General features: G+C 72.4%; 10 protein-coding genes. 7 read left to right on the forward strand and 3 right to left on the reverse strand.

All coding sequences use genetic code 11. From position 1 onward, the window contains the following. Positions 1 to 122: 122 nt before the first annotated feature. The gene (locus tag Sdi02f_RS24495) at positions 123 to 911 is read left to right on the forward strand and encodes a phosphatase (protein WP_053638437.1); all 789 of its coding nucleotides are present in this window, start codon (positions 123 to 125) and stop codon (positions 909 to 911) included. Positions 912 to 917: 6 nt separating this feature from the next. On the opposite strand, the gene Sdi02f_RS24500 is transcribed toward Sdi02f_RS24495, so the two are convergent. From Sdi02f_RS24500 to Sdi02f_RS24510, 3 genes are all read right to left on the reverse strand, one after another. Continuing rightward, positions 918 to 1,784, reverse strand: coding sequence for an acyl-CoA thioesterase (locus tag Sdi02f_RS24500; RefSeq protein WP_030400061.1), 867 nt, complete (start codon positions 1,782 to 1,784; stop codon positions 918 to 920). A 30-nt stretch (positions 1,785 to 1,814) separates the two neighbouring features. Continuing rightward, on the reverse strand, positions 1,815 to 2,972 hold the full coding sequence (locus tag Sdi02f_RS24505; RefSeq protein ID WP_030400062.1) for an acyl-CoA dehydrogenase family protein: 1,158 nt from the start codon (positions 2,970 to 2,972) through the stop codon (positions 1,815 to 1,817). Positions 2,973 to 3,100: 128 nt separating this feature from the next. Next, complete coding sequence (locus Sdi02f_RS24510; RefSeq protein WP_030400063.1) at positions 3,101 to 3,685, reverse strand: SACE_7040 family transcriptional regulator; 585 nt, start codon at positions 3,683 to 3,685, stop codon at positions 3,101 to 3,103. Between the two features lie 97 nt (positions 3,686 to 3,782). On the opposite strand from Sdi02f_RS24510, the gene Sdi02f_RS24515 reads away from it, so the two are divergent. The 6 genes from Sdi02f_RS24515 to Sdi02f_RS24540 all read left to right on the forward strand — a co-directional run bounded on the left by Sdi02f_RS24515 (position 3,783) and on the right by Sdi02f_RS24540 (position 11,568). Continuing rightward, positions 3,783 to 5,399, forward strand: a complete 1,617-nt coding sequence (locus Sdi02f_RS24515) for a carboxyl transferase domain-containing protein (protein ID WP_030400064.1) — start codon at positions 3,783 to 3,785, stop codon at positions 5,397 to 5,399. 53 nt (positions 5,400 to 5,452) lie between these two features. Then, positions 5,453 to 7,393, forward strand: a complete 1,941-nt coding sequence (locus Sdi02f_RS24520; protein WP_030400065.1) for an acetyl-CoA carboxylase biotin carboxylase subunit — start codon at positions 5,453 to 5,455, stop codon at positions 7,391 to 7,393. After that, positions 7,390 to 8,337 (forward strand): hydroxymethylglutaryl-CoA lyase, encoded by a 948-nt coding sequence (locus Sdi02f_RS24525; RefSeq protein WP_030400066.1) that lies wholly within the window; start codon positions 7,390 to 7,392, stop codon positions 8,335 to 8,337. Before Sdi02f_RS24520 ends, Sdi02f_RS24525 begins: the two co-directional genes overlap by 4 nt. Before the next feature lie 5 nt (positions 8,338 to 8,342). Beyond that, positions 8,343 to 9,503: an acyl-CoA dehydrogenase family protein gene (locus Sdi02f_RS24530; protein WP_030400067.1), complete on the forward strand. Its 1,161-nt coding sequence runs from the start codon at positions 8,343 to 8,345 to the stop codon at positions 9,501 to 9,503. 124 nt (positions 9,504 to 9,627) lie between these two features. After that, positions 9,628 to 10,677, forward strand: a complete 1,050-nt coding sequence (desE, locus tag Sdi02f_RS24535) for a siderophore-binding protein DesE (protein WP_030400068.1) — start codon at positions 9,628 to 9,630, stop codon at positions 10,675 to 10,677. Positions 10,678 to 10,704: 27 nt separating this feature from the next. After that, the gene (locus Sdi02f_RS24540) at positions 10,705 to 11,568 is read left to right on the forward strand and encodes a siderophore-interacting protein (protein WP_174843387.1); all 864 of its coding nucleotides are present in this window, start codon (positions 10,705 to 10,707) and stop codon (positions 11,566 to 11,568) included. Positions 11,569 to 11,643: the final 75 nt, after the last annotated feature.

An 11,643-nucleotide genomic window follows, 5' to 3' on the forward strand; every position in this document is an offset into this window, starting at 1 on the left:
ATCCCGCCGCGACATGTACATTCCGTCCATACGCGCCCCCGGGACTGGTGGAATCGGCTACCCGTCGGCCGTCCCGCCGGGACCGGCTGCTGTCCGCGGCCCGGCTGCTACACAATGGAGCCATGCCGATACCCGGGACACCCAGCCGCGCCGAACTCGCCGAGCACCTCGTCAGGACGCGCATCGCGGGCGATGTCGCCACTCCCCGCGAGAACAATCTTTCCCACTACCGGAAGCTGGCGAACGGCGACCGGCACTTCTGGCTCGGTCTGGAGCTGGGCGAGCGCTGGAGCGACGAGCAGGACGTGCTCGCGGTGATGGCGGAGCGGGTCGGGGTCAACGACGACCCGGAGTACCGGTACGGCCAGGACACGATCGACCCGGAGCTGACCGTCTCCGCGCTGGAGCGGATGGCGGGGCGGCTGCGCAAGGCGGCCGACGGCGGGCAGCGGGTGCTGTTCGCGACCGGCCACCCCGGCGGGCTGCTCGACGTGCACCGCGCGACGGCCGCCGCGCTGCGGGCCGCGGGCTGCGAGATCGTGGTAATCCCGGAGGGGCTGACGACCGAGGAGGGGTACGTCCAGCAGTTCGCGGACGTCTCGGTGCTCGAACACGGGGCCTCGCTGTGGCACACCCACTCGGGCGAGCCGATGAAGGCCATCCTGACCGGCCTGGAGCGCGAGGGCCGCCCCCTGCCGGACCTGGTGGTCGCCGACCACGGCTGGGCCGGGTACGCCGCCCAGCACGGGGTCGACTCCGTCGGCTACGCGGACTGCAACGACCCGGCCCTCTTCCTCGCCGAGTCCGAGGGCACCCTCCAGGTGGCGGTGCCGCTGGACGACCACGTGGTCAGCCCGCGCCACTACGACCCGATGACGGCGTACCTGCTGACGGAGGCGGGGCTGCGGTAGGCACCGTCACCGGGGGACGCGGACCACGCCCTCCTGGACGACCGAGACGGCGAGCCGGCCGTCCTGGGTGTGGATGCGCGCCTGGCCCAGGCCCCGGCCGCCGGACGCGGACGGCGACTGCTGGTCGTACAGCAGCCATTCGTCGGCGCGGAAGGGCCGGTGGAACCACATGGCGTGGTCCAGGGAGGCCCCGACGACGTCGCCGACCGCCCAGCCGCCGCGGCCGTGCGCGAGCAGGACCGAGTCGAGCAGGGTCATGTCGGAGACGTAGGTGGCGAGGACGACGTGCAGCAGGGGGTCGTCCCCGAGCTTGCCGTTGGTGCGGAACCACACCTGGGAGTGCGGTTCGCGCGGGGTGCCGAAGGCGCCGAAGGGCGGGTCGTCGACGTGGCGCAGGTCCACGGCGGCCCGGGTCTCCAGGAGGCGTTCGACGGTGTCGGCGGGCAGGTGCGGGTAGCTCCGCAGCCGCTCCTCGCCGGTGGGGAGGGTCGCCGGGTCCGGCGCGGGCGGCATGGGCGCCTGGTGGTCGAGGCCCTCCTCGTACGTCTGGAAGGACGCCGACAGGGTGAAGACCGGCTTGCCGTGCTGGACGGCGACGACACGGCGGGTGGTGAAGGAGCGGCCGTCGCGCAGCCGGTCGACGTTGTAGACGATGGGGGCGCCGGGGTCGCCGGGGCGCAGGAAGTACGCGTGCAGGGAGTGCGCGTGCCGGTCGCCGGGGACCGTGCGGCCCGCGGCGACCATGGCCTGCGCCGCCACCTGTCCGCCGAAGACCCGGGGGACGACGGCGGACCGGGAGCGGCCGCGGTAGATGTCCTCCTCGATCCGCTCGAGGTCGAGCAGGTCGAGGAGGGACTGGAGTGCTTCGCTCATGGCCGGTGGCTTCGCGGTCCGGGGACCGGTCTACAGGCCCATGTTCTTCGCGATGATCATCTTCATGACCTCGCTGGTGCCGCCGTAGATGCGGTTGACGCGGTTGTCCGCGTACAGGCGGGCGATCGGGTACTCGTTCATGTAGCCGTAGCCGCCGTGGAGCTGGAGGCAGCGGTCGATGACGCGGTGGGCGACCTCGGTGCAGAACAGCTTGGCGCTGGCGGCCTCGGCGGGGGTCAGTTCCCCGGCGTCCAGGGCCTCGGTGGCGCGGTCGGCGACGGCCTCGGCGGCGTCCACCTCGGCCTGGCAGGCGGCCAGCTCGAACTTGGTGTTCTGGAAGTGGGCGACCGGCTTGCCGAAGACGGTGCGCTCCTGCACGTACCGCTTGGCGAACTCGACGGCGGCCTTGGCCTGGGCGTAGGCGCCGAAGGCGATGCCCCAGCGCTCGGAGGCGAGGTTGTGGCCGAGGTAGGAGAAGCCCTTGTTCTCCTCGCCGAGCAGGTCCTCGACGGGCACCTTGACGTCGACGAAGGCCAGCTCGGCGGTGTCGGAGGTGCGCAGGCCCAGCTTGTCCAGCTTGCGGCCGACCGAGTAGCCCTCGGACTTGGTGTCCACGGCGAACAGGGAGATGCCGTGGCGGCGGTCCTCGGCGGTGGGCGCGGCGGTGCGGGCGCAGACGATGACGCGGTCGGCGTGCACGCCGCCGGTGATGAAGGTCTTGGCGCCGTTGAGGACGTAGTGGGTGCCGTCCTCGGAGAGCCTGGCGGTGGACTTCATGCCGGCGAGGTCGGAGCCGGTGCCGGGCTCCGTCATCGCGATGGCCCACATCTCCTCGCCGGTGACGAACTTCGGCAGGTAGCGCTTCTTCTGCTCGTCGGTGGCCAGCATGTTGATGTAGGGCAGGGCGAGCAGCACGTGGACGCCGGAGCCGCCGAACTGCACGCCGGCGCGGGCGGTCTCCTCGTAGAGGACGGCCTCGAACTTGTGGCTGTCCATGCCGGCGCCGCCGTACTCCTCGGGCACGTTGATGCCGAAGATGCCCAGCTCGCCGAGCTTGTAGTAGAAGTCGCGCGGCGCCTGGCCCGCGGCGAACCACTCGTCGTAGACGGGGACGACCTCGGCCTCGATGAAGGCGCGCAGGGTCTCCCGGAACGCCTCGTGGTCCTCGTTGAACACCGTACGGCGCACCGCGCCACCTCCAGGATACGAATGTCTAAGCGCTTGCTCAGAGTCAACGGTACCGGCGGGTAGCCAGAGGCGTCCAGACCGGGACGCGGGTAACCCTCGTCACTCCCACCTCCGGGAGGAAGCGCCCCCTACGCCTCCCCCACCGCCGCGAACGCCCCCCGCGCCATCCGGTGCAGCAGGGACGCCGTCACCGCGCGTCCGGGGCGGCCCAGGTGGGGGGTGGAGTTGAGGAGGCCGAAGACCGAGTGGACGGCGGAGCGGGCGGCGGGCTCGGCGACCGCCGGGTAGACCTCCCGGAGCACCCCGACCCACAGCTCGACGTACTGCCGCTGCAACTGCCGCACCATCTTGCGGTCGGCGTCCCGCAGGCGGTCCAGCTCGCGGTCGTGCAGGGTGATGAGCGGGCGGTCGTCGAGCGCGAAGTCGATGTGCCCCTCGATGAGCGAGTCGAGGACCGCCTCGGCACCGGCCGCCCCGTCCTCGGCCAGCCGCCGCTTCGCCCCGGTCAGCAGCGAGTCGCTGATCCCGACGAGCAGCTCGGCGAGCATCGCGTCCTTGCCGGGGAAGTGCCGGTAGAGACCGGGGCCGCTGATGCCGACCGCGGCGCCTATCTCGTCGACGCCGACCCCGTGGAAGCCGCGCTCGGCGAAGAGCCGGGCGGCCTCCTTGAGGATCTGCTCGCGGCGGGTGGGGGCATCGGTTCTGGTGGCCATGAAGACGATTCTAGACAGGGAGGTTAGCGGTCGTTAACCTTAGGGAAATGCGTTAACGCTCATTAACTGGTCGATCACTGGGTGAGGGGACCGCAGGATGCACGAGGCACCGGAGCTGACGACGGCGGCGGATCCCGCCTCCGAGGCCTTTCGGGCCAACGAGGAGGCGCACGCCGCCCTCGTTCGGGAACTGCGCGCCAAGCTCGCCGCCGCCCGGCTCGGCGGCGGCGAGCGGGCGCGGGCCCGGCACACGGCGCGCGGCAAGCTGCTGCCGCGCGACCGCGTCGACACGCTGCTCGATCCGGGCTCGCCGTTCCTGGAGCTGGCGCCGCTCGCGGCCGACGGGCTCTACGACGGAGCGGCCCCGGCGGCCGGGGTCGTCGCCGGGATCGGGCGGGTCAGCGGCCGGGAGTGCGTGATCGTGGCGAACGACGCCACCGTCAAGGGCGGCACGTACTACCCGATGACCGTGAAGAAGCACCTGCGGGCGCAGGAGGTGGCGCTGGAGAACCGGCTGCCGTGCCTGTACCTGGTGGACTCGGGGGGCGCCTTCCTGCCGATGCAGGACGAGGTCTTCCCCGACCGCGAGCACTTCGGGCGGATCTTCTACAACCAGGCCCGCATGTCCGGCGCCGGCATCCCGCAGATCGCCGCCGTCCTCGGTTCCTGCACGGCGGGCGGGGCGTACGTCCCGGCGATGAGCGACGAGGCGGTGATCGTCCGGGGCCAGGGCACGATCTTCCTGGGCGGCCCCCCGCTGGTGAAGGCGGCCACCGGTGAGGTGGTCACGGCGGAGGAACTGGGCGGCGGCGAGGTCCACTCGCGGGTGTCCGGCGTGACCGACCACCTCGCCGAGGACGACGGGCACGCCCTGCGCATCGTGCGGCAGATCGTCTCCACCCTGCCCGAGCGCGGCCCGCTCCCCTGGGGCGTTCAGGCGTCCGTCGAGCCCAAGGTGGACCCCGGGAGCCTGTACGGCGCGGTGCCGGTCGACTCCCGCACCCCCTACGACGTCCGCGAGGTCATCGCCCGCGTGGTGGACGGCTCCCGCTTCGCCGAGTTCAAGTCCGAGTACGGGCAGACCCTGGTCACCGGCTTCGCCCGGATCCACGGGCACCCGGTCGGCATCGTCGCCAACAACGGCATCCTGTTCTCCGAGTCGGCCCAGAAGGGCGCCCACTTCGTCGAGCTGTGCGACCAGCGCGGCATCCCGCTGGTCTTCCTGCAGAACATCTCCGGGTTCATGGTGGGCCGCAACTACGAGGCCGGCGGCATCGCCAAGCACGGAGCCAAGATGGTCACGGCGGTGGCGTGCACGCGCGTGCCGAAGCTGACGGTGGTGGTCGGCGGGTCGTACGGCGCGGGGAACTACTCGATGTGCGGGCGGGCCTATTCGCCGCGCTTCCTGTGGATGTGGCCCAACGCCAAGATCTCCGTGATGGGCGGCGAGCAGGCCGCGTCCGTGCTGGCCACGGTCAAGCGGGACCAGTTGGAGGCCCGCGGGGAGGACTGGCCGGCCGAGGAGGAGGAGTCCTTCAAGGCTCCGATCCGCGCCCAGTACGAGCACCAGGGCAACGCCTACTACGCGACCGCCCGCCTGTGGGACGACGGCGTGATCGAGCCCGCCGACACCCGGCAGGTGCTGGGCCTGGCCCTGACCGCGTGTGCCAACGCGCCGCTGGGCGAGCCCCAGTTCGGCATCTTCCGGATGTGAGGAGGGGACCCGTGCAGAACACGAACGAGACGCCGGACACCAAGACGCCGCGCATGTTCGACACCGTGCTCGTCGCCAACCGGGGCGAGATCGCCGTCCGCGTCGTCCGGACCCTGCGCGCCATGGGCGTGCGCTCGGTGGCGGTCTTCTCCGACGCCGACGCGGACGCGCGGCACGTGCGGGAGGCCGACGAGGCGGTACGGATCGGCCCGGCACCGGCGGCGGAGAGCTACCTGTCCGTCGAGCGTCTGCTGGCGGCGGCGGCCCGGACGGGCGCGCAGGCGGTCCACCCCGGGTACGGCTTCCTCGCCGAGAACGCCGCCTTCGCACGGGCCTGCGAGGAGGCGGGGCTGGTCTTCATCGGGCCGCCCGCCGACGCGATCGCGCTGATGGGCGACAAGATCCGCGCCAAGGAGACGGTGAAGGCGGCAGGCGTGCCGGTCGTGCCCGGCTCCAGCGGCAGCGGGCTCACGGACGCGCAGCTCGCCGACGCGGCGCGCGAGATCGGCACCCCGGTGCTGCTCAAGCCCTCGGCGGGCGGCGGCGGCAAGGGCATGCGGCTGGTGCGCGACGCGTCCCTGCTGGCCGACGAGATCGCCGCCGCGCGCCGCGAGGCCCGCGCCTCCTTCGGCGACGACACGCTCCTGGTGGAACGGTGGATCGACCGTCCCCGGCACATCGAGATCCAGGTCCTGGCCGACGGCCACGGCAACGTCGTGCACCTGGGCGAGCGCGAGTGCTCGCTCCAGCGCAGGCACCAGAAGGTGATCGAGGAGGCGCCGAGCGTCCTGCTGGACGAGGCGACGCGGGCCGCGATGGGCGAGGCGGCCGTGCAGGCGGCCCGCTCCTGCGGCTACCGGGGCGCGGGCACGGTGGAGTTCATCGTGCCGGGCGGCGACCCCTCGCAGTACTACTTCATGGAGATGAACACCCGCCTCCAGGTCGAGCACCCGGTGACCGAGCTGGTGACCGGCCTGGACCTGGTGGAGTGGCAGCTCAGGGTGGCGGCGGGTGAGCGGCTGGGATTCGCGCAGGAGGACGTCCGGCTGACCGGCCACGCGATCGAGGCCCGCCTGTGCGCAGAGGACCCCGCGCGGGGCTTCCTCCCCTCCGGCGGCACGGTGCTGCGGCTGCGCGAGCCCGAGGGCGACGGCGTGCGCACCGACTCGGGGCTCAGCGAGGGCACCGAGGTGGGCAGCCTGTACGACCCGATGCTGTCCAAGGTGATCGCCCACGGCCCCGACCGGGAGACCGCGCTGCGCAGGCTCCGGGCGGCGCTGGCCGGGACGGTCACCCTGGGCGTGCCGACCAACGCCGGGTTCCTGCGGCGGCTGCTCGCGCACCCGGCGGTGGTGGCGGGCCAGCTGGACACGGGGCTGGTGGAGCGCGAGGTCGACTCCCTGGTCGCCACCGGCGTACCGGAGGCGGTGTACGAGGCGGCGGCGGCCGTACGGCTGGAGGCGCTGCGCCCGCGCGGGGACGGCTGGACGGACCCGTTCTCGGTGCCGAGCGGCTGGCGGATGGGCGGCGAGCCGAAGCCGGCGGCCTTCCCGCTGCGGGTGCCGGGAGACGAACCCGTCACCCACACCCCCCGCGGCACCCACACCGTCACCGGGGACCGGGTGACGGTCACCCTGGACGGCGTGCGGCACACCTTCCACCGTGCCGCCGACTGGCTGGGCCGCGACGGCGACGCCTGGCACGTACGCGACCACGACCCGGTCGCCGCCTCCCTCGACCGGGCCGCCCACGCGGGCGCCGACTCGCTGACCGCGCCGATGCCGGGCACGGTGACGGTGGTGAAGGTCGCCGTCGGCGACGAGGTGAGCGCCGGGCAGAGCCTGCTGGTGGTGGAGGCGATGAAGATGGAGCACGTCGTCTCCGCCCCGCACGCCGGCACCGTCGCCGAGCTGGACGTGGCGCCGGGCACGACGGTCGCCATGGACCAGGTGCTCGCCGTCATCACCCCCGTCGAGGAGGAGGAGAGGGCATGAACACCCCGGAGCTTGGCCTCCCGATGCCCGTACCGGCGAACGGCCTGCCCGCCCGCGTCCGCATCCACGAGGTCGGCGCCCGCGACGGGCTGCAGAACGAGAAGGCGACCGTGCCGACGGCCGTGAAGGCGGAGTTCGTCCGCCGGCTGGCGGGCACGGGCCTGACCACGATCGAGGCGACGAGCTTCGTCCACCCCAAGTGGGTCCCCCAACTGGCGGACGCGGAGGAGCTGTACCCGGAGATCTCCGGCCTGCCGGTGTCGCTCCCGGTGCTGGTGCCGAACGAGAAGGGCCTGGACCGGGCCCTCGCGCTCGGCGCGCGCCGCGTCGCGGTGTTCGCCAGTGCCACGGAGTCCTTCGCCAGGGCGAACCTCAACCGCACGGTGGACGAGGCGCTGGCCATGTTCGAGCCGGTGGTGACCCGGGCGAAGGGGCAGGACGTCCACGTGCGCGGCTACCTCTCGATGTGCTTCGGCGACCCGTGGGAGGGCCCGGTCCAGGTCCCCCAGGTCGTGCGGGTCTGCCGGGCCCTGCTGGACATGGGCTGCGACGAGCTGAGCCTCGGCGACACCATCGGGGTGGCCACCCCCGGCCATGTGACGGCCCTGCTCGGCGCGCTGTCCGAGGCCGGTGTGCCCGTCTCGGCGCTGGGCGTCCACTTCCACGACACCTACGGCCAGGCCCTGGCCAACACCCTGGCCGCGCTCCAGCAGGGCGTCACCACGGTCGACGCCTCCGCCGGGGGCCTCGGCGGCTGCCCGTACGCGAAGTCCGCCACCGGCAACCTCGCCACCGAAGACCTCGTGTGGATGCTGCGCGGCCTCGGCATCGACACCGGGGTCGACCTCGGCCGTCTCGTCGCCACAAGCGTCTGGATGGCCGCCCACCTGGGCCGGCCCAGCCCGTCCCGCACCGTTCGAGCCCTCTCCCACCAGGAGTCGTGAACAGCATGGACCACAAGCTCTCCCCGGAACTGGAAGAACTGCGCCGCACGGTCGAGGCGTTCGCGCACGACGTGGTGGCGCCGAAGATCGGCGACTTCTACGAGCGGCACGAGTTCCCGTACGAGATCGTCCGCGAGATGGGCCGCATGGGCCTGTTCGGGCTGCCGTTCCCCGAGGAGTACGGCGGCATGGGCGGCGACTACTTCGCCCTCGGCATCGCCCTGGAGGAGCTGGCCCGGGTCGACTCGTCGGTGGCGATCACCCTGGAGGCGGGCGTCTCGCTGGGCGCGATGCCGGTCCACCTCTTCGGCACCGAGGAGCAGAAGCGGCAGTGGCTGCCCCGGCTCTGCTCGGGCGAGATCCTGGGCGCGTTCGGCCTCACCGAGCCCGACGGCGGCAGCGACGCGGGCGCGACCCGGACGACGGCCCGCCTGGACGAGGCGACGAACGAGTGGGTCGTCAACGGCACCAAGTGCTTCATCACCAACTCCGGCACGGACATCACGGGCCTGGTGACGGTCACGGCGGTCACCGGGCGCAAGCCCGACGGCCGGCCCCTGATCTCGTCGATCATCGTGCCATCGGGCACCCCGGGCTTCACGGTGGCCGCCCCGTACTCGAAGGTCGGCTGGAACGCGTCGGACACCCGTGAGCTGTCCTTCGCCGACGTCCGGGTCCCGGCCGCGAACCTGCTGGGCGAACAGGGGCGCGGCTACGCGCAGTTCCTGCGCATCCTGGACGAGGGCCGGGTGGCGATCGCCGCGCTGGGCACGGGGCTCGCGCAGGGCTGCGTGGACGAGTCGGTCGCCTACGCGAAGGAACGTCACGCCTTCGGCAAGCCCATCGGCGCCAACCAGGCCATCCAGTTCAAGATCGCCGACATGGAGATGAAGGCCCACACGTCCCGCCTCGCCTGGCGGGACGCGGCCTCGCGGCTGGTGGCGGGCGAGCCGTTCAAGAAGGAGGCGGCTCTGGCGAAGCTGTACTCGTCGACGGTCGCGGTGGACAACGCCCGGGAGGCCACCCAGATCCACGGCGGCTACGGCTTCATGAACGAGTACCCGGTGGCCCGCATGTGGCGGGACGCGAAGATCCTGGAGATCGGCGAGGGCACCAGCGAGGTCCAGCGGATGCTGATCGCGCGGGAGCTGGGTCTGGTGAGCTGACCCGGAGGGCCGGGGGCGGGGCCGCAGGGCCCCACCCCTGGACAAGATCTGAGGTTAGGCTAACCTACCTTCGAATTGTCCCGCAGAGCGCGACGCTCCGCACCGTTCGAAGGCAGTCACCACCATGTCCAACGCCAGAGCCCTTCACCCCACCCGCCGCGGAATCCTCGCCGCCGGTGGCGCCCTCGGCCTCGGTGCCGTGCTCGCGGCCTGCGGGGACGACGACGGCAGGAGCGGCGGCTCGGGCGACGGGTCGAACAGCAACGCCACGTCGGGCCCCTGGTCCTTCAAGGACGACCGCGGCACGACCGTGAAGCTGGACAAGGTGCCGGCGAACATCGTCGCGTTCACCGGCGTCGCCGCCGCCCTCCACGACTACGGCGTCCAGGTCAAGGGCGTCTTCGGCCCGACCACGACCAAGGACGGCAAGCCCGACGTGCAGGCCGGCGACCTCGACGTGGACAAGGTCACCGTCCTCGGCAACGAGTGGGGCAAGCTCAACGTCGAGAAGTACGCCTCCCTCGCCCCCGAGGTGCTCATCACCACGACGTTCGACACCGCGGGCACCCTGTGGTCCGTCCCGGAGGAGTCGAAGGACAAGATCGCCAAGCTCGCCCCGAGCGTGGCGATCTCCGTCTTCGACCGGCAGCTCACCCAGCCGCTCCAGCGCATGTGGGAGCTGGCCGAGTCGCTCGGCGGAGACATGAAGGCCAAGAAGGTCACCGACGCCAAGGCCGCCTTCGACAAGGCCGCCGCCCGGCTGCGCGCCGCCGCCAAGGCCCGGCCCGAGATCCGGGTGCTGGCCGGCTCCGCGAGCCCCGACCTGTTCTACGTCTCCGGCACCAACCTCTCGGTGGACCTGGAGTACTTCAAGGCCCTCGGCGTGAACTTCGTGGAGCCCTCCGAGGCGGCCAAGAAGGCCACCGGCGGCTGGTTCGAGTCCCTGAGCTGGGAGAACGTCGACAAGTACCCGGCCGACGTCATCATCATGGACGACCGCGCCTCCACCATCCAGCCCGCCGACATCACCGAGGGCACCTGGAAGAAGCTCCCCGCGGTCAAGGCCGGCCAGGTCATCGCCCGCTCCCCCGAGCCGATCCTGTCCTACGACAAGTGCACGCCCCTGCTGGACAACCTGGCCGAGGCGATCGAGAACGCCAAGAAGGTCGGCTGACCCACCCCCCCTTCCCCGGAGCCCCTCATGACGACGGCCGTGGCCGCCCCGTTCCGCTTCTTCTCGCTCCAGGTCGTACGGACGAGGCGGCTCGGCCCGTCCCTGGCCCGGGTCACCCTCGCGGGGCCCGACCTGAGCGCCTTCCGCTCCGACGGCCTCGACCAGTCGCTGTCGCTGTTCCTGCCGCACCCGGGGCAGGCGGAGCCCGCGGTCCCCGTGGAGCTGGGCGACGGCTGGTGGCAGGGCTGGCGCGAACTCCCGGAGGACGTACGGGCCGTGATGCGCTCGTACACGCTGCGTGCGCTGCGCCGGGACGACGAGGGGCACACCGCCGAGATCGACGTCGACTTCGTCCTGCACGGCGTGGAACCGGGGTCGGGCATCCAGCCGGGCCCCGCCGCCCGCTGGGCCGCCGACGCCGCCCCCGGCGACCGCGTGCTGGTGCTGGGCCCCGCCGTCGCCGACAACCGGGCGATCCGCTTCCGGCCGCCCGGGGACACCGACCTCGTGGTGATCTGGGGCGACGAGACCGCCGTACCGGCCGCCTGCGCGGTGGTGGAGTCGCTGCCCGCCGGCACCCGCGCCCGGGTCTGGCTGGAGGTGCCGCACGCCGAGGACGTGCAGCACCTCGACACGGCCGCCGACGCCGAGGTCACCTGGCTGGTCCGGGACGCCGACGGCGGCGGACCCGGGGCATCCCTCGCCGCCCTCCGCGCCGCACAGCTCTCGCCCGCCGAGCACCCCTACGTCTGGCTCGCGGGCGAGTCCGGGTGCGTCAAGCAGCTCCGCCGGCATTTCGTGGGCGAGCGGGGCGTCGACCGCCGGCGCGTCACCTTCGTCGGCTACTGGCGCCGGGGCCTGACGGAGGAACAACTCCGCGAGCAGGCCTGACCCCCGGCGCGGAGTCACCGTGACCGTGATCACCCACCGGCACACGCGTGATCCATTTGAGTTAGGTTAGGCTAA

It is taken from the genome of Streptomyces ardesiacus, assembly GCF_003112575.1.
Classification (GTDB): Bacteria; Actinomycetota; Actinomycetes; order Streptomycetales; family Streptomycetaceae; genus Streptomyces; species Streptomyces ardesiacus.